Annotated in this window: 17 protein-coding genes and 1 riboswitch; of the genes, 11 read left to right on the top strand and 6 right to left on the bottom strand. The window is 41.7% G+C overall.

Annotation, left to right across the window (positions count from 1 at the left end; all coding sequences use genetic code 11):
* Positions 1 to 77: 77 nt before the first annotated feature.
* A complete protein-coding gene (locus tag ACQKFG_RS13790; protein ID WP_192206862.1) occupies positions 78 to 848 on the bottom strand; it encodes a sulfite exporter TauE/SafE family protein in 771 nt (256 codons plus the stop codon).
* A 217-nt stretch (positions 849 to 1,065) separates the two neighbouring features.
* Between ACQKFG_RS13790 and ACQKFG_RS13785 the strand changes: the two genes are divergently transcribed.
* On the top strand, positions 1,066 to 1,848 hold the full coding sequence (locus tag ACQKFG_RS13785) for a TrmB family transcriptional regulator (RefSeq protein WP_192206861.1): 783 nt from the start codon (positions 1,066 to 1,068) through the stop codon (positions 1,846 to 1,848).
* 60 nt (positions 1,849 to 1,908) lie between these two features.
* On the opposite strand, the gene ACQKFG_RS13780 is transcribed toward ACQKFG_RS13785, so the two are convergent.
* Positions 1,909 to 2,262, bottom strand: a complete 354-nt coding sequence (locus tag ACQKFG_RS13780; RefSeq protein ID WP_427559790.1) for a hypothetical protein — start codon at positions 2,260 to 2,262, stop codon at positions 1,909 to 1,911.
* 181 nt (positions 2,263 to 2,443) lie between these two features.
* On the opposite strand from ACQKFG_RS13780, the gene nagZ reads away from it, so the two are divergent.
* Both nagZ and ACQKFG_RS13770 read left to right on the top strand, forming a co-directional pair.
* The gene (gene nagZ / locus ACQKFG_RS13775; RefSeq protein ID WP_427559787.1) at positions 2,444 to 3,679 is read left to right on the top strand and encodes a beta-N-acetylhexosaminidase; all 1,236 of its coding nucleotides are present in this window, start codon (positions 2,444 to 2,446) and stop codon (positions 3,677 to 3,679) included.
* A 91-nt stretch (positions 3,680 to 3,770) separates the two neighbouring features.
* Entirely contained in the window at positions 3,771 to 3,959 is a 189-nt protein-coding gene (locus ACQKFG_RS13770; RefSeq protein WP_260285626.1) for a hypothetical protein, read from the top strand.
* Positions 3,960 to 4,341: 382 nt separating this feature from the next.
* Here the strand turns inward: ACQKFG_RS13770 and ACQKFG_RS13765 are convergent, their stop codons facing one another.
* Both ACQKFG_RS13765 and ACQKFG_RS13760 read right to left on the bottom strand, forming a co-directional pair.
* Positions 4,342 to 4,743, bottom strand: coding sequence for an SET domain-containing protein (locus ACQKFG_RS13765; protein WP_192206858.1), 402 nt, complete (start codon positions 4,741 to 4,743; stop codon positions 4,342 to 4,344).
* 283 nt (positions 4,744 to 5,026) lie between these two features.
* Positions 5,027 to 6,652 carry a M4 family metallopeptidase gene (locus ACQKFG_RS13760; protein WP_349728864.1) on the bottom strand — a complete coding sequence of 542 codons (1,626 nt, stop codon included), beginning with the start codon at positions 6,650 to 6,652 and terminating at the stop codon, positions 5,027 to 5,029.
* Positions 6,653 to 7,093: 441 nt separating this feature from the next.
* Here ACQKFG_RS13760 and ACQKFG_RS13755 point away from each other — a divergent pair, with 441 nt between their 5' ends.
* The 3 genes from ACQKFG_RS13755 to ACQKFG_RS13745 all read left to right on the top strand — a co-directional run bounded on the left by ACQKFG_RS13755 (position 7,094) and on the right by ACQKFG_RS13745 (position 10,691).
* Positions 7,094 to 8,578, top strand: a complete 1,485-nt coding sequence (locus ACQKFG_RS13755; RefSeq protein WP_192206856.1) for an amino acid permease — start codon at positions 7,094 to 7,096, stop codon at positions 8,576 to 8,578.
* A 243-nt stretch (positions 8,579 to 8,821) separates the two neighbouring features.
* Positions 8,822 to 9,922, top strand: a complete 1,101-nt coding sequence (locus tag ACQKFG_RS13750) for a CaiB/BaiF CoA transferase family protein (RefSeq protein ID WP_427559782.1) — start codon at positions 8,822 to 8,824, stop codon at positions 9,920 to 9,922.
* A 244-nt stretch (positions 9,923 to 10,166) separates the two neighbouring features.
* Complete coding sequence (locus tag ACQKFG_RS13745; protein ID WP_427559780.1) at positions 10,167 to 10,691, top strand: hypothetical protein; 525 nt, start codon at positions 10,167 to 10,169, stop codon at positions 10,689 to 10,691.
* A gap of 147 nt (positions 10,692 to 10,838) precedes the next feature.
* Here ACQKFG_RS13745 and ACQKFG_RS13740 read toward each other — a convergent pair whose 3' ends face one another.
* Positions 10,839 to 11,942: a 5-methyltetrahydropteroyltriglutamate--homocysteine S-methyltransferase gene (locus tag ACQKFG_RS13740; protein ID WP_427559777.1), complete on the bottom strand. Its 1,104-nt coding sequence runs from the start codon at positions 11,940 to 11,942 to the stop codon at positions 10,839 to 10,841.
* An 82-nt stretch (positions 11,943 to 12,024) separates the two neighbouring features.
* Positions 12,025 to 12,126: riboswitch (SAM riboswitch) on the bottom strand.
* A 166-nt stretch (positions 12,127 to 12,292) separates the two neighbouring features.
* Here ACQKFG_RS13740 and ACQKFG_RS13735 point away from each other — a divergent pair.
* From ACQKFG_RS13735 to glpK, 4 genes are all read left to right on the top strand, one after another.
* Positions 12,293 to 12,721 (top strand): hypothetical protein, encoded by a 429-nt coding sequence (locus ACQKFG_RS13735; RefSeq protein ID WP_427559774.1) that lies wholly within the window; start codon positions 12,293 to 12,295, stop codon positions 12,719 to 12,721.
* Between the two features lie 165 nt (positions 12,722 to 12,886).
* Positions 12,887 to 13,429: a glycerol-3-phosphate responsive antiterminator gene (locus ACQKFG_RS13730; protein WP_061465361.1), complete on the top strand. Its 543-nt coding sequence runs from the start codon at positions 12,887 to 12,889 to the stop codon at positions 13,427 to 13,429.
* A 225-nt stretch (positions 13,430 to 13,654) separates the two neighbouring features.
* Entirely contained in the window at positions 13,655 to 14,479 is an 825-nt protein-coding gene (locus ACQKFG_RS13725; protein ID WP_192206850.1) for an MIP/aquaporin family protein, read from the top strand.
* 21 nt (positions 14,480 to 14,500) lie between these two features.
* Entirely contained in the window at positions 14,501 to 15,991 is a 1,491-nt protein-coding gene (gene glpK, locus ACQKFG_RS13720; protein ID WP_349728870.1) for a glycerol kinase GlpK, read from the top strand.
* Positions 15,992 to 16,290: 299 nt separating this feature from the next.
* Here glpK and ACQKFG_RS13715 read toward each other — a convergent pair whose 3' ends face one another.
* A complete protein-coding gene (locus ACQKFG_RS13715; protein ID WP_427559769.1) occupies positions 16,291 to 16,668 on the bottom strand; it encodes a hypothetical protein in 378 nt (125 codons plus the stop codon).
* A 78-nt stretch (positions 16,669 to 16,746) separates the two neighbouring features.
* On the opposite strand from ACQKFG_RS13715, the gene ACQKFG_RS13710 reads away from it, so the two are divergent.
* Positions 16,747 to 18,399, top strand: coding sequence for a glycerol-3-phosphate dehydrogenase/oxidase (locus ACQKFG_RS13710; protein ID WP_427559767.1), 1,653 nt, complete (start codon positions 16,747 to 16,749; stop codon positions 18,397 to 18,399).
* Positions 18,400 to 18,602: the final 203 nt, after the last annotated feature.

Raw genomic sequence — 18,602 nt, 5'->3', positions numbered from 1 at the left:
GCAATGGAGGGGAAATCAACCACACCGCATTACTTGGTGAATAACAACAAAGTATGCGAAAACAGCCTTTTAAAAAATTAGCCGCCCATTAAATAATCCATTATATTTTTCAAAATCAGAATGACGGTTACTATGATAAATAATACCCTTACATATGCCACTCCCTTCTTAATGGCGAATTTGGATCCGGCCAATGCACCTGCTATCATGGAGATCCCCATCGGTATTCCGTAAGAAAAGTTGACGGTATCAAGGAATATGAACATGATCAGTGCTGCCAGATTGCTTCCGAAGTTCAAAAATTTTGCATTTCCTGCAGAGTGCAAAAAATCAAAGCCAATCATTAAAAAGGCAAAGAGAATGAAGGATCCCGTTCCAGCGCCCAAAAACCCATCATAAAAACCAATGGCAAATATAGCGAAGGCAAATAGTGCAGCCTTTTGCCATGTGAGTTTATGGTAAGTCGATTTCTGTCCCCAGTCCTTTTTAAAAAAGGTATAAATGGCAATAGCTATTAATAGAACCAAGATCATTGGCTTTAATAATTCAGGCGAGACGAAATTAACAACCCAAGCGCCCAGCAGGGAACCTATGAAAATCAGTGGGAAAAGTTTGGATACCAATCGAAAATCAACCTTACCTGAGCGAATGAAGGCAATGGTGCTTGTTAAAGACCCCATGGAACTTGCTAACTTATTCGTTGCGATCGCTTGAGAGGGGGGAAGTCCTGAAAATAATAAAGCAGGTATGGAAATCAGGCCTCCGCCGCCTACCACAGAATCAATGAATGCTGCCAAAAATCCGAAAAACATCAGCAGCAAGAGTGTTGAAATTTGTATATCCTCCATCCAAGAAGCCTCCGTATCAATGGCATTATGGCTGAAATGCTTGTTATGCAGATGCCATAATCCAAAGTTTTTCTATTAGTCACTATTTAGATAGTAACTAATAAAACCCATTCTGTAAATGAGAATATTATGAGTCATACCTTTTGAAATCGAATAGATTTCGATAAGAGATTTGGTATGATAGGCATATAACTTACTAAAAGCACTAGGAGGTACTATGCAAGATATCATTCAAAAACTACAGTCTCTCGGGTTTAGTCAATATGAAGCAAAGGCTTATGTTTCTTTGGTTCGCCAAGGTCCAACCAGTGCCTATCAAGTAAGCAAGGAATCAGGAATTCCCAGGGCCCGCATCTATGAGATATTAAACGGATTGCAAGAAGAGGGAATCGTCTTAAAAGAGGAAATCAATGACTCGATAAAATATTCACCGCTACCAGTCGATGTGTTTTTGGAATCGGTTCAATCAAAATGGAACAATACCTATCAATCCATCAGCCATACACTAAAACAATTCGAGAAAATCGAACCGATGTCCGACAATCGTGTAATGACGCTTAAGGGGGAAGAGCATATCCTTTCCTTTTGCCGTACTCTGATTCACAAAGCCGAGAAAAGGGTGGTGGTTTCCTTATGGGACGAGATGTATCGAAAACTCGAACAAGAGCTAAAGGGGGTTGCCGCGCATTGCACTCTTAAGGGGATTGCCTTTCAGGTTGAAAATCCATTATCAGATATAGACATACATCGCAAAACAAGTTATGTGGAAAATATCGGAGAAAACAAATGGTTCATCTTATCCATCGATGGCAAGGAGACGATTTACGGCCCTTCTCCCGAAACGAGAGAAACGGCGTTCTACACAGATGATCCCATCCATATTAATTTTCTCGAAAATTACATTTGGCATGATATCCTCGTTAACCGCTTGGTTAAAAAGAATGAAGAAGATACCGAGAATTGGATTTCAAGTGAAAGAGACCGGTTTTTCTCCCTATAGAAAAAAGCTGATAGCCCCATTACAGGGGGGCTATCAGCTTTTTTATTTTTGTATCAAAAGTCATTCGGATAAAAGGGTTTTAGGAAATCTGATGGCCGTGGGCAAGCTGGATTTATCCCGATAAGATCTGTAAGACACAATAGGATGATTATGGGCTTGAACATCCAACTGGAGAATCTGTGAGCTTTTCATTTCCAAATAATACGTAACGTCTTCTTTTTGTAAATGATAAAAAGAAAAGGGGATCCCTAAAAGGTTATTCCTGATTAGTTTTGTTTCAGGCTGATTGATGATGTGCTCACTCAATTCCGCTATCGTAACAGAGGTTGTTCCTGTAATGGCTGTTATTTTTTCTTTTGCATAATCAACTGCATGACTGAAGGTACCGGCAATATTCTTCAAGATTCCGTTCATGGGGGCATCTCCTTTTAATTTTAGGCTATGTTTGTAGTATGGTACCTGGCTAATGCTTTATGCAAAAAATACGCGTAGATGATATAGAATTGTCACTTTATGAACATGATTAAGAAGTGTGCAATGAAATCAAAAAAAGCAATCAAGGAAGGACAGGGAAAATGTCAATGAAGGTCAAAGCATGAAGAATAAAAAAATGTATATGGGCCTGCTTTTCATCATAATCCTCGCTTTTTCAATATTGTTCATTCAGTTGAATATCGATATGAACTCAAGAGAGGAAAAAGGGAAAGACGCCGAAGCGGATAGTCATGAGAAAGTAGAAAAATTGCTAAAAAAAATGACGCTTGAAGAAAAAATCGGACAGCTTATGATGGTCGGTTTCAAGGGAACTGAAAAGGGCAATGAAATCACGGAGCTTATCGAACAAAAACATATAGGAGGCGTCATTTATTTTGACCGCAATATGAAATCGCCTAAACAAGTGGCTAGGTTATCAAACTCGCTTCAGCAAACGGCCATTCAAAGTACACATTCGCTTCCGTTGATGGTGGCCATCGATCAGGAAGGAGGGGACATCATCAGGATGAAGGAAAGGGTATCGCCCCTCCCTGCGCAACAGGATCTTGGAAAAAATGCCTCTATTGAAGACATGTACAAGGTGGCCAAATTGAATGGAACAGAACTTGGATCCATGGGGGTTAACATTAATTTCGCCCCTGTACTAGATCTATCGCAAACGGATAAGCGTTCATTGGGGCAAGATCCCGAAAAGGTCTATCAATACGGAAAGAAAGCCATTGAAGGCTTGAATGATGCATCGATAACTGGTGCATTGAAGCACTTTCCTGGAAACGGACGCAGCGAAATCGATCCGCATGTCGAAACATCTTCCGTTGAGGCAAACCAACTTGATCTGGAAAATTCGGATATTTATCCTTTCAAGCAAATCATAAGTGAAATGGATAACCAAAAGTTTTTCGTGATGGTGACCCACATTAAATATCCAGCCTACGATAAAGAAAAGCCAGCAAGCCTATCTAAAATCATCATAGAAGAACTGCTTCGAGGGAAACTCAAATATGAAGGGATTGTCGTTACCGACGATTTGGAAATGGGTGCTGTGAACAAGTATTACTCCTATGAAGAGATGGGGAAGCAGGCAATCCTTGCAGGAGCTGATTTATTACTTGTCTGTCATGAATACTCCCATGAGCTTGAAGTATATAATGGATTACTGCAAGCGGTAAAAGCAGGGGAAGTTCCAATGGATAGAATTAACGAGTCAGTGAAAAGAGTGCTGACATATAAACTTTACAATATGAAGCAAATGAAAGCTGACCCGGATCAAGCTGAAAAAGTAGTGGGAAATCCAGAAAGCATAAAGTATATCGAAAGCCTGGGCGATGATGAATAAAAGCGAAACCACCTTCTCAAAAGGATGCTTTTGTTTAAATCAGCTGATAGAGGGAATACTATATATGACTAACTTGAAGGAGGAAACTAACATGCCATCAAACAAAATGCTTGGAACCGTCCTGATAGGAGCAGCCGCATTTTTAATGCGCAATAAGAAAACCCGTGAAAAAACCATGAGTCAAATAAAGTCCCTAGCCACACCGGAAACCATCGATAAGGTTAAGGGCCAATTCCAATCAATAACCAAAACAAAATCAAGTAATCCATCCGTACGTTAAGGTGAAATAACCCATTAGAAGTTTTAATGGGACATGACTGTAAATTAGAGAAAAACTAGTTTACAGTCATTTTTTTCTTGAAAAAGTTCCAGTTGATCCGCTCCCGTTCCGCCGACTGTCTGCCAAGCCTCATCAAAGCAAGCGTCTGGCTTGGCTAGTCAGTTATTCGTCAGGGGTTTGCGCATAGAGGGTTCATTCGTATAATAAAATCATGGTTCGGGGTGGGAGCATTTCGAACTTCTTTTGTCATCAAACTGTCCCCGCTAAAATGGGGGCTTTTTTAATTGCTTAATATCCAGCAGTAAAAGGAAAAGCACCCGCTACTTTAGAAGACCTTGGGAAGGTCTTCTAAAGTACAAGTGCTTTCATGAATGGTCAATGATCATTCAGCTTCATCTTCACCGTCATCTTCTTTGTTGAACCAAAGCGGATCCTCATTATCAACTTCACCATTATAATTAATCAGGATTTCTTCTCCTGCTTTTATGTCGGTGTAAGCAAAGAAATCAAACGTATGATTCTTGAAGTTTATGTCATACGTAGCGTTGGGTGTATAAGAATGATTAAACAGCATGCCATAACCTAAAAGCATGGCAGTATGGTTAATTCCATATTCAAACGCATAATCAGCCAGCAATGTTTTCTCTATGAAAACATGCTCCTCGTTCGGATAAGCAATGACAGGTGCCTCATGCAAAAGCTCACCCTTTTTAATGTCTCGTGTTGCGAATACGCCTCTATTGAACTCACCATCACTGAGTGTGGAAGTTTTAACTTCAATCATGTTCGTCACCTACTTGTTCTATTCAATATAGTCCAGATCATCTAAGCTTGACAGTTAATAAGAAGAAAAGCAACTATTTTACGGAATTAATCAATTTTAACAAACGGCACGATTGTTTTTTATGCGGCTCTACCGGTACCGTGGGACGGAATTCTTCACATGAGGAACGAAAAAAGGTAGCGAACGGCTGAAGTAATCGGGATGGCCCCGTATATCCATTCCAATAAAAAAACACCTCCGCTAGAAGAAAGCTAGGGAGGTGTCGGTCATATAGGTAAATCCCTTAATTCACACCGACAGCTGTAAAGGCATTTTTGACAGCTGTGACTTCTGCACTGCTAGAACCGTATAAATCAGAGGCCGCTTGTACGACTGCCGCTTTGGCTTGTGAAAATGTCGACGAGGAAGTTAAATAAACCGTGTTGGCCCGGTAAAAGATAGTTCCCAGTTTATCGATGCCAATCCCGGATACGCTCACGCCATGGTGAGTTCCGCCTGCAGAGATCAAATAGGCCGCCTTATTGATGATTCCGCTGTTCGTATGGACTCCGCCGTTATCACCCGTTCCCGTATAGCGGTTCGAATAATGGTCAGGGTCACCATTCAATGTAGGATTAGCCATTGAACGAAGTGCATCACCGGAAATGTTAGGTGTGTAAATATCTTCGCCGATCAAATAATCGGCTTTGTCACTTTGATTCTTGAATTCGACGACCGTGCCAAATATATCAGAAATCGCTTCATTCAAAGCACCGGATTCATTCTGATAGGTAAGGTTCGATTCCGAGGAAGTCACGGCATGAGTCAGTTCATGTGCAACGACATCCAGACCGCCTGACAGTGGGATGAACGTCGTGCCATCTCCATCACCATAAACCATTTGGGTGCCATCCCAGAATGCATTATTATATCTTGAGCCATAATGAACGGTCGATTTCAGGATGGTTCCATTTCCATCATAAGAGTTCCGTCCAAACGTGGATTTATAATAATCATAGGTTTTACCTGCATAATTATGGGCATCAACCGCAGCTTTATCGGTAGAAGTAGTGAAAGCATTTGTCGTGTTGGAAAAGAGAGTACCAGGCAATTTTGAACGGTTATTGGCATTATAAGTATAGATGCCTTTACCGCGTGTATTGTCCTGTAAATAGTATTGGCCGTTGGATAAGGTAGTGTTCAATGACACGGTATTGTTTAAGACGCCGGTGCCCGTTCCGATGGAATTGGTCCCCGTCACTTCATCTAGTGTATTAAATTTATTCAGGATTTTACCTGTTTTGACTGATATGAAATAATTATGATTTCCTGGTTCGGGACTTAAGAATTTCAAATTGACTTTATATACATAATCGGCCTTACCTTCATTTGCGTATACATACAGGTCGGATTCAGGTGATTGTTCGTAGGCAGGAGTGAACCCAAGATCCGCTTCAGCTATTTTGATAGCTTCGGATTTACTGATGCCTTTTTTAGCCTTTTTCCCTAATTTCGTGTTTAGATTGGCTTCAACCGTACCGGACACGACCGTCAATACACCTTTAGTGTCAATCAATACTGCTTGTGTGGAATTCCATACAGGTACGCCTTTATAGGTTTGTTGCAATTTAAGGACGGTATTGCCTAGTTCATCCTTGCTTTCTTTCTGGATCGTGAAGGAGTCTTTCGCCTTTTGCTTTTCTAGCTTGTAAGACTTTTTGTTTTCATCAAAAAAGGTAAGAATGATATCTTCTGCAGTTTGCTTTGATGGGTCCGTAAGTTTCCCAGACTTGAATTCTAGCGAATCCTTATGCTTATTGTACTTTTCAACACTTAACACATTTTTTGCCGCTAAAGCTTCTTGATGGGGAATAGCAGAAAATAATAGACCGAGAGATAGTGCAGTTCCTAAAAATACCTTACCTTTCATAACACTCAACTCCTTCATGAGAATAACCTCATTTTTACACCGTTTCATATTATTTACAAATGGAGAAAATTTGCAAAAAATATGACATTTAAAGGAATAAAATGGAGAAAAATGGTTTTTGGTAGAAATATTCTCTGAATATATTCTTATAGTAATATTTGGAATGTATGTAAATTGAACCAAATGAATAAAAGTGCAAAAAAACATGGCATAAAGTGCAAAAAAACGTGGCGTAAAGTGCAAAATATTTTGTCTAGTAAGGGCGTTTTTTTTGTTTATTTGTTGAATATTGCGTTTTATAAATTTGGCATGAAAATTGCATATATTCAGAAAAGGAATTCGAATTGTAAATTAGATCTATTTGAAAGTCTATGAAATAGGAAAATTTATTAAATGGATTTCCCATATATGAAAGCGCTTATATAGAAAGGGATGAAAATTATGATACCAAAACAAGAACATGACATCGTTCAACATCCTCCCCAGCAAGAAGGACAAGAACTAAAACGCGGTTTAAAATCCCGCCATTTAACGATGATTTCCATTGGCGGGGCTATTGGCACCGGTCTGTTTCTTAGCAGCGGGGCAGCCATCCATACAGCTGGGCCAGGCGGCGCATTACTTGCATATGCCTTAGTTGGGGCAATGGTTTACTTTGTGATGACGAGCTTAGGGGAACTGGCAGCCTTTATGCCGACAAGCGGCTCATTCAGTACTTATGGAACGAAATTCGTCGATCCGGCATTTGGCTTTGCCTTGGGATGGACGTATTGGTTCAATTGGTCGATGACGATAGCGGCAGAGTTGGCAGCCTCGACAATGATCATGAAATTCTGGTTTCCGAATAGTCCATCATTGTTATGGAGTTCATCATTCTTGGTGCTCATTTTCCTTTTGAATTATTTATCCGTTAAAGGATATGGTGAAGGGGAATATTGGTTTTCCTTCATAAAGGTTACAGCCATCGTTATTTTTATAATCGTCGGGCTTCTAATGATCGTCGGCATTATGGGCGGCGAAGCAGTAGGTTTTAAAAACTTCACCGTCGATGACGCTCCTTTCCCGGGTGGGTTCATGGGTGTCTTCATCGTGTTCATAGCGGCTGGCTTTTCTTTTCAAGGTACCGAAATTGTTGGTGTGGCTGCCGGGGAAAGTGAAGATCCTGCACGGAATATACCGAAGGCCATTAAGAGTGTCTTCTGGAGAATCTTGCTTTTTTACGTATTTGCAATATTTGTTATAGGGCTGCTTATCCCTTATACGAACTCAAGTTTACAAGGTGATAACGTCATGGTAAGCCCATTCACGCTCATTTTTGAAAAGGCTGGAGTGGCCTTTGCCGCTTCGCTTATGAATGCCGTCATTTTAACCGCGGTATTATCTGCAGGTAACTCAAGCCTATATGCATCAACGCGTATGTTATACTCAATGGCAAAAGATGGACAAGCACCGCGCATTTTTGCAAAACTTAATAAACGCGGAGTACCGGTTGCAGGCATGATTTTGACATGTTCCATCGGCATGCTGGCCTTTTTGGCCTCCATTTTCGGGGATGGTAAAGTGTATATTTGGTTAATGAATGCCATTGGAATTACAGGATTTATCTTTTGGCTCGGCATTTCCATCAGCCATTACCGTTTCCGGAAAGCATTCATCGCTCAAGGCCATTCATTGGAGAAGCTGCCATATAAGGCATTATGGTTTCCGATTGGACCGATCTTTGCCATTTTAATTGGCATGATCGTCATCCTGTCCCAAAATATCCAAGCATTTTTCTCAGACCAAATCGATTGGGGCAGTGTTATAGCTGCATACCTGGGAATCCCGCTTTTCCTTGGACTATGGTTTGGCTATAAACTGGTAAGAAAAACTAAATTCGTTAAAATTGATGAAGTAGAATTTGATTTTGACAAAAAATATGAATGAACAAGCTTAAAGTAAAATCAGCCGGACAATGTAGTTTTAAATTGTCCGGCTTTTACTTGTTTTCTATAGGCTCATTAACAACAGCCAGGAAGCTGATTCCTGGCTGTTTATTTTTTTGAATGGATATTTATACAAAAATGACAGGCGGTGTTATATGATAATCGTAAACTCTGCATAATTGCATGTACAGAACGACGGGGAAAGCTTTTACTATTTCCAATGGAAAGGGAAGGTGTACGGCTGATGACATTATTGACTCATTTAAAAGTATTGGACTTTTCAACGTTACTGCCAGGCCCATTTGCCACTTTGATGCTAGCGGATTTAGGAGCGGATGTTTTGAAGGTAGAGAGGCCGGGAGCAACGGATTCATGGGGTGTGAACCAATATCTTAACAGATCGAAAAAGTCGATCACACTTGATTTGAAACAATCTGAGTCAATCGAATCCGTAAAAAATCTAGTGAAGGAATACGATATCGTCATTGAACAGTTCCGTCCAGGTGTCATGGAACGCCTAGGGCTGGGATATGAGGCATTAAAATGGATCAATCCGAAGCTGATTTACTGTTCCATCACGGGCTTCGGCCAGACCGGTCCCTATAAAGACCGACCGGGACATGATATCAATTATATTTCGATTGCGGGATTATCTGGCTATTCCGGTACAAAAAAGGACGGCCCGGCAAAAAACGGAACCCAAATAGCAGATCTTGCCGGAGGATCTCTGCATGCTGTTATCGGTATATTATCTGCAGTCATTCACCGGGAAAGAACGGGATTCGGCCAAGCAATCGACATCAGCATGACCGACTGCAGTTTTGCGTTGAATGCCATCTCCGCCCCCCTGAATTTACAGGGGGGCCTCGAGCTTGAACCAGAAAAACTGATGTTGAACGGAGGATCCTTTTATGACTTTTACGAAACGAAGGATGGACGCTATTTTTCGGTAGGAAGCCTAGAGCCCCCTTTTCGAAAAGCATTATGTGAAGCGATTGGTGCACCCGAATTGTATGACTTGAGCACCAAAAGTGATGAAGAAAGCGGAATCAGGTTTAAAACGGCCGTCCGACTGGCTTTCCTTGAACGGGATTTTCATGAATGGCAGGAAATATTCGCTGATTTCGAAGCCTGCGCAGAACCAGTTCTGACCTTCACTGAAGCGGCCGAACACCCCCAATTGAAGGAGAGGGGAATGATCGTCGAGGTACCGGACGGAAAAGGAAATGTCCAGAAGCAAATCGCATGCCCGATCAAAACATCGGTTTTCACCCCTGAATATAAACATGCAGGCTTGAGGCCAGGACAAAACAACGAAGAAATTCTTCACACCCCCAATCGTTAATGAAGATGTTAAGGCTATCACTTTTCCGAGTTTTTTCGGAAGGGAGGTAGCCTGTTTCTTTGAATTAAGCTGGAGTCAGGCCTAAAAACCTGGAAACAACCCGGATTAAGCAGAAGGTGAACAATAGCACTTGTGGTAAGCGATATATCACTACTGTGAAAATTTACTAGTTATAACGAATGTGGGCAGGGTATCAGAGTAGCATCTGATAAGAAATTGCTCAGGTAAGGAGGGTTGCATAAACATGTTTGGTCTCTCTGATATCATTAAATTTCTATTTTCCTTTTTTTTGATCATGCCGATCGTTACGCTGATACATTTGAGCGGGCATATTTTTTTTGTCACGATCTTTGGGGGATCAGAAAAGAAAATCTTGATCGGTTGTGGCAATAAACTGTTTGCCTTTCGGAACATGGAGGTGAGGAAATATTATTTTTGGAATGGGACTTGCGAGTTCAAGGGATTGAAACATGATAATCGATTGACGAATACGCTGATCTATTTAGGAGGGGCTATCTTTAATTTAGTCAGCATGCTGATCATCTATAGCTTAGTGTATCAGGATATCCTGGACAGCTCGGTGATCTGGTATCAATTCATCTATTTTTCTTTCTATGTTATGTTCTTCTCGTTGTTTCCGATGTATTTCTCGGACGGGTCGCCTAGTGATGGGAAGGCCGCGGAATTGGCCTTGAGGAACAAGCTGGAAGATAGGGTGACGGATGATATATTTGTGAAGAAAATGGATGATGATGAAAGCTGCAAGTAAAAAAGGGACGTGCTGGTGGCCGTTCTTTTTTGTTTGTTCTCGGATTTAGGGATGAATGTCTTTTACGCTTTTATTATAAACCTAATCGGCACGCTTATATTGATGCCGATTAGGTTGTTCGAACGGATTAAAGTCTCCGCAAAAAAATCATTTCCAAACTTCTTTTGCTACATCAACGACGAATTTCAGCTTTTCCCATTGTTGTTCTTCGGTCAGCTTGTTGCCGTGATGGGTGGAGGCGAACCCGCATTGCGGACTTAAGCATAATTGTTCGAGAGGAACGAAGTGCGAGGCTTCTTCAATGCGTGCCTTAACAGCTTCCTTGTCTTCGATTTCTCCATTTTTTGAAGTAACGACACCCAGTACGACCCGTGCACCGCCATTTTGAATGTATTCTAATGGCTTGAAATCCCCTGAGCGTTGATCATCATATTCCAAGAAAAACCCATCCACTGTTTCTTTTGCCAATAAAGTTGGGGCGATACGGGCATAGCTTCCTTCAAACGCCCAAGTCGACTGGTAGTTCCCACGACATAGGTGTGTAGTGACGACAAGGTCTTCTGGTTTGCCTTCCAATGCGCCATTAATTACGCGAAGTGCAAGATCGATTAACTGTTCCCTCGTATATTTTCCATCTTTGAACTGGAAATCCGGAGCTGAAAGTCTGGCAATATATACATCATCCAATTGAAGATAACGCACACCTGCATCATAAAAGGCTTTCAAAGCATGCTGATATGCTTTAATGATATCATTTGCATAGTCTTCAATATCAGGGTAGATGTCTTCATTATGAATGCCTACAGCAAATAATTGATTCGGACTGGGAATGGTTTGCTTGGCAATGGCGCGTCCGTTCACGATTTTGTTCAATTCAATGAAGTCACCAATGAAAGGATGTTCAGGGTTGAATGAAACCTTCCCGGTATTGCGAACGTTATATCTCTCTGTTTCCACACCATCGAACGTGAGCCCTTTTTCAGTCACATATCCCTCGATTCCATTTAAATGTTCGAGGAAGTCAAAGTGCCACCATGTTCGTCTGAACTCACCGTCCGTCACGGCCTCCAATCCAACTTCAATTTGTTTTTCGACAATCCGATTGATTTCTTCGGTTTCAACTTCACCAAGCCGCTCTGCTGAAATGGTACCTTCCTTAAATTGCTTTCTGGCAATATGTAAACGTTCTGGTCTTAATAAACTTCCGACGTGATCGGCCCTGAATGGTGCTTTCGTTAATGTGATGGACATGTTGCATTCCTTCTTTCCTTTTAAAAATAAAACACCTCTTCTTAAAAATAAGAAGAGGTGTTGGCAACCAAGCTATATACTCTTCTTATCTTCAAGTTTTTACACTTCTGGAATTAGCACAGTACATGATCAGTCTGTTGCTGAGGTATCAAAGGGCCAGTCCCTCCACCTCTCTGGATAAGAGTTGTCTATTAAATTAATTATGACTATACAGGTAGTTTTTATAAAGGTCAAGGGTTGAAGGTGCAAGATTTTGAATATACCGATTATTGTTCTGTGTTACTACATCAGGGAACCCGGCATATGCTATAACCGAAGATTCATATGAGCGGCAGGAGGGGAATGCAAGGATGAATACATTCAGTCCATTCAAAAATGGCATAACGATAACTTTAACTGAAGCCATGATAGAGAAAATCATAAGAAGTAAATCATATGGTCAGGATATTAAAATCGAAATTACGCCAAAACATATCGTGCTTTCCGGAACGACGGAAGTGAAAAAAATGATGTTTAAGAAAAACGTAGCTTTCCGGATTACATTAAAACCGGTATCTGTGGAAAAAAGAACGATTTTATTTGAATTAGTGGAAATGGAACCAATTGACAGGAAATTCATCAACCAAAGGATATTTAACAGACCGCCATTTTTTGAATTTGAAAAAAGAACGATCAAAATGAATGTTAACGCCTGGAAAATCGTGAGGAAAATTCCCGTTGGCACAATTAAATCGTTTGAACTCGTCGAAGGTGCATTGAAAATAAAACTTACTTTATGATCGAGTTTACATACATCCTTAGCCGAAAACTATAAAGGGAGTGCCAGGTATGATAGTGTTATGGTGATATGGGTCATGAAAAAAATGTGTTTGATAAATCAAGCTCTTTAAAATATACTAAATGACTTGAAGTTTTGAGTTTTTCTGGGAATGAGGAGGATAATGATGGATCAGAAGATTTTGCCTGCTTCAGCAAGCATGAAGGATTTCGAAAGATTTTTAGAAAGTTCCTATGAAATAGGTGTGTTTCTTGATTTGCATATATCACAATTGAAAAACGTAAGTATGATGGCAAAGCAGCATAATAAGAAAATGATATACCATGTCGATTTGATCCATGGCATAAGAAGTGATGAGTACGCGACAGAATTCATTTGTCAGGAATATAATCCATATGGGCTGATTTCGACTAAATCAAACGTTATATTGAAGGCGAAGCAAAAGGGGGTCATTGCCATCCAACGAATCTTTTTAATAGATTCACATGCACTTGAGAAAAGTTATAAGCTGGTGCAGAAAACCAAGCCGGATTATATCGAAGTATTGCCGGGCGCCATGCCATGGATGATAAAAGAAGTGAAGGAACGGTTGCAGACACCGATTTTTGCAGGCGGCCTCATACGTACTTCGGATGAAGTCCTGAACGCCCTTGATGCTGGAGCGTCATCAATTACCACTTCCAAAACTGAATTATGGGATATCGTTTAATAGGGGAAATTAAAAAAAACACAGAAAAATAGATTAATTCTTTACAAAATATTGACAGCGTTTTCATAACCTAGTATATTTTACTGTACAAGTTAATATATGTGACGGAGACTAGGAGATTCACAACAGATCTATTCATAATTTATTTTATGAAGATAGTTCTGCTGTGGATCTCCTTTTATTTGTTGGCATGGTTTAAAAATTTATCAGGGGAGGGGTTTATTCATGACTCCATTTTGGGGAGAAGTGTTAGGTACGATGATATTAGTTTTATTCGGAGCAGGCATTGGGGCTGGTTCATCCTTAAAGGGATCCTATGCAAAAGATGCCGGCTGGATCGTTATCACGATTGCGTGGGGATTGGCTGTTACCATGGGTGTTTTTGCAGTGGGTTCCATAAGCGGGGCGCACTTAAACCCGGCAGTCACAGTGGGGTTTGCCATTATTGGGGAATTTCCTTGGAGTGATGTGCCCGGTTACATCGTTGCCCAAATGATTGGCGCAATCCTTGGAGCAACTCTAGTATTCCTGCACTATTTGCCACACTGGAAAGCTACGGATGATCCAGGAGCGAAGCTTGGTGTGTTCGCGACATCACCTGCAATCCCGCACACATTTTCAAATCTATTAAGTGAGATGATTGGAACTTTCATCCTTATTCTTGGTTTATTATTTATAGGTGCCAATCATTTTACAGAGGGTCTAAACCCATTCGCAGTCGGGTTATTGATTGTCGTGATCGGGATGTCACTTGGGGGAACGACAGGATACGCAATTAACCCGGCCCGCGATCTGGGGCCGCGCATCGCTCACTTTTTGCTGCCGATACCGGGCAAGGGCAATTCGAATTGGGGCTATTCATGGATTCCGGTCGTTGGACCGATTATTGGGGGTTCACTTGGTGCCGTTTGTTATAAAGCGTTCTTTATGGGAGAAATAACAGCAGGATTTTGGTCTGTTTTGGGTGCAAGCCTGGTACTATTGATATTAGCCTATGCATTTGGTAAAAAACAGTCACATGAAATGGAAAGCAGAAATATTGCCAGTTAATTAAAAGGAGGGGCATACACAATGGAAAAATACATTTTATCATTAGATCAAGGAACAACGAGTTCGCGGGCGATTTTATTTAACGAAAAGGGGGAAATCGTCCATTCCTCCCAAAAGGAATTCACACAGCATTTCCCTAAACCAGGCTGGGTCGAGCATAACGCCAATGAGATTTGGGGATCGATCCTGGCAGTCATTGCCGGTGTACTATCTGAATCCGGTGTAAAGCCTGAGCAAATTGCCGGGATCGGCATCACCAATCAGCGTGAAACGGCAGTCGTTTGGGATAAGGAAACAGGTACCCCTGTCTATAATGCGATTGTATGGCAGTCCAGGCAAACAAGTGAAATCTGTGATGATTTGAAGGAAAAGGGACTTAATGATCTATTCCGGGATAAAACGGGATTATTGATAGATGCTTATTTTTCCGGAACGAAAGTGAAATGGATCCTCGATAATGTCGAAGGGGCCCGGCAAAAGGCGGATGAAGGCAAGCTGTTATTCGGTACCATCGATACTTGGCTGATCTGGAAGCTATCAGGAGGCAAGGCTCATGTAACGGACTATTCGAATGCATCCCGGACATTGATGTATAATATCCATGAACTGAAATGGGATGAAGAACTGCTCGAGATATTGACTGTACCAAAATCGATGCTGCCGGAAGTGAGGCCTTCCTCTGAAGAATATGCACGTACGATCGAATATCATTTCTTCGGCCAATCGATTCCGATCGCCGGGGCAGCCGGTGATCAGCAGGCAGCATTATTCGGCCAAGCCTGCTTTAATGAAGGAATGGCTAAAAATACGTATGGAACAGGCTGTTTCATGCTCATGAATACAGGAGACAAGGCTGTCAGTTCCGAACACGGACTATTGACGACACTTGCCTGGGGACTGAATGGGAAGGTCGAATATGCATTGGAAGGCAGCATATTCGTCGCGGGCTCCGCAATCCAATGGCTGCGCGATGGCCTGCGGATGCTTCATGATGCCAAGGACAGCGAAGCCTATGCAAAACGGGTGGAAAGTACGGATGGAGTATATGTGGTACCGGCTTTTGTAGGACTTGGAACTCCATATTGGGACAGCGAAGTGCGGGGAGCCGTTTTTGGTTTGACGCGCGGCACATCCAAAGAACATTTCATTCGTGCCACACTTGAATCACTGGCATATCAAACGAAGGATGTCCTTGATGCAATGGAGGCGGATTCAGGAATCGAGCTCCAGACATTAAGAGTGGATGGCGGGGCAGTCAAGAATGACTTCCTGATGCAATTCCAAAGCGACTTATTACGGGTGCCCGTCGAGAGGCCGACCATAAACGAAACTACAGCATTAGGTGCTGCATACTTAGCTGGGCTTGCTGTCGGGTATTGGAAGGATCAAGAAGAAATCTCCCGGCAATGGGCGGTAGACAAAACCTTTAAACACTCCATGGAAGAGCAAGATAGTGAAAAATTATATGAAGGCTGGAAAAAAGCTGTACATGCCGCTATGGCATTTAAATAAAAAACGAGGTGTATTCTTTCTCAAACGAGCTGGAGTATGCTATAATGAAATCAAGTTAATAACTCGGCCGGAGAACAGGAGAGACCATGAATGCGTTATCGTTAATTCGATAATGTCATTTATGGTCTCTTTTTTGTTTTCAATGGCAGATTAGGGATATTAATATCTATATAAACTATGTGAACAAATGAACCAATTGAATATAATGACCGAATTCACGAGTAAATAGCGTGAATTCACGAGTAAAGCGCACGAACTCACGAGTAAATAGCGTGAATTCACGAGTAAACCGAGCAAATTCACGAGTAAACGCAGAATTTACGAGTAAAGCGCACGAACTCACGAGTAAACCGAGCAAATTCACGAGTAAAGCGAACGAACTCACGAGTAAATAGCGTGAACTCACGAGTAAACCGAGCGAATTCACGAGTAAAGCGCACGAACTCACGAGAAAACCGTGCGAATTCACGAGTAAATAGTGTGAATTCACGAGTAAAGTGTACGAACTCACGAGAAAACCGAGCGAATTCACGAGTAAACGGTTCGAATTCACGAGTAAACGCAGAATTCACGAGAAAACCGTGTGAATTCACGAGTAAAGCGCACGAACTCACGAGTAAATAGCGTGAACTCACGAGAAAACCGTGCGAATTCACGAGTAAATAGTGTGAATTCACGAGTAAAGCGCACGAATTCACGAGTAAACGCAGAATTCACGAAAAAATAGAATGCAATACTTAAAGGAGGAGTCAGGCATGAGGTTTTCAAATATATATCGGGAAGAAACGATCGAACTTCTGAAAAAAGAGAAATATGATGTGGTTGTCATTGGCGGGGGAATTACCGGTGCAGGTATCGCCCTGGATGCAACGACCCGTGGAATGAAAGTGGCTTTGGTTGAAATGCAGGACTTTGCAGCAGGGACTTCAAGCCGCTCGACAAAACTTGTTCATGGCGGATTGCGGTATTTAAAGCAATTTGAAATAAAAATGGTTGCCGAGGTTGGTAAAGAGCGGGAAATCGTTTATGAAAATGGACCGCATGTTACCACACCGGAATGGATGCTGTTACCGATGCACAAAGGTGGCACCTTCGGGAAATTCAGTACTTCCATTGGCCTTCGGGTATATGATTTCCTTGCGGGGGTTAAAAAAGCTGAACGCAGGAAAATGCTTTCGGCGGAGGAAACGCTAAAGCGGGAGCCGCTCGTTAAGAAAGAGGGACTGAAGGGCGGAGGCTATTATGTTGAATACCGGACAGATGATGCACGTCTGACAATCGAAGTGATGAAGGCGGCTGTCGATAAAGGTGCAACACCGATAAATTATACAAAAGTGGAAAAATTGTTATATGACAATGGCAAGGTGAACGGCGTCCAAGTTGCCGATTCACTATCAGGTGATTCTTATGAAATATACGCAGACAAAGTTATTAATGCAGCAGGTCCATGGGTCGATTCCATTCGTGAAAAGGACCAATCGAAAAAAGGGAAAACGCTGAAGTTATCCAAGGGTGTTCATGTGGTCATCGATCAATCGAAATTCCCGTTGAAGCAGGCGCTTTATTTTGATACGCCTGATGGCCGGATGATTTTTGCCATCCCGAGAGCCGGTAAGGCTTATGTAGGGACTACGGACACTTTTTATGATGGTGATCCTGCAGTGCCGACCGTTACGTCCGAAGACCGTGCCTATTTATTAAAGTCGATACATTATATGTTTCCAGAAGTGAACATTACGGGTGATGATATTGAATCAAGCTGGGCTGGAGTGAGGCCGTTGATTCTTGAAGAAGGGAAAGATCCTTCTGAAATATCAAGGAAGGATGAAATTTGGGAGTCCGATTCGGGCCTTATCACGATTGCTGGAGGGAAATTGACCGGTTATCGCAAAATGGCCAAAACGACGGTCGACCTTTTGGCAGGGAAGCTTGCCCAGCAATCCAATAAAACTTACCCAGCCAGCAGCACTAAAGGAATGCCGATTTCCGGAGGGGATGTCGGGGGATCAAGAAACTTTCCCGATTTTATCAAGCAACATATTCAAATGGGAATTGACTCGGGACTCGCAGTTAAGGATACCGAAGAGATATTGGCCATGTACGGGTCCAACGCACCTGTGATATTCGATATCGCAAAAAATGAAGGAGTCGGAGGAGCAAGCAGTGGCCTTCCAAAGAAGTTGTTCGTACAACTGAAATACGCACTAGATCATGAAATGGCCGCAACTCCAGTGGATTTCTTCTTCCGCAGGACGGGGACGCTATTATTCGATATCGATTTAGTACAAACGCATAAACATGCAGTGATTGATTTTATGGCTGGATATTTTGGATGGACGGAATCAACAAAAGTTGAGAGAACCAATCAATTGGAACAGGAAATATCGGGTGCGATTAGAGTATCTTGACCAATATGCAAAAACATGACGCCGGCGGAATCGCTGGCGTTTTTTTAAATTCGGAATGTGATAATTGAAGCATTTGCAAGTTGAAAAATAAAAATGTTTATGTTAGTTTTCCTGACGCGGAAACTATTGTTTAATCCATTAAGATGAAATATAATCAATAAAAGATAAGTTTGAATTTTCTAAATTTAATTAAAGGGGGAACT

Source organism: Peribacillus sp. NPDC076916 (genome assembly GCF_050269675.1).
GTDB lineage: Bacteria > Bacillota > Bacilli > Bacillales > DSM-1321 > Peribacillus > Peribacillus aracenensis.
This window is presented reverse-complemented; position numbering and strand designations above follow the sequence as displayed.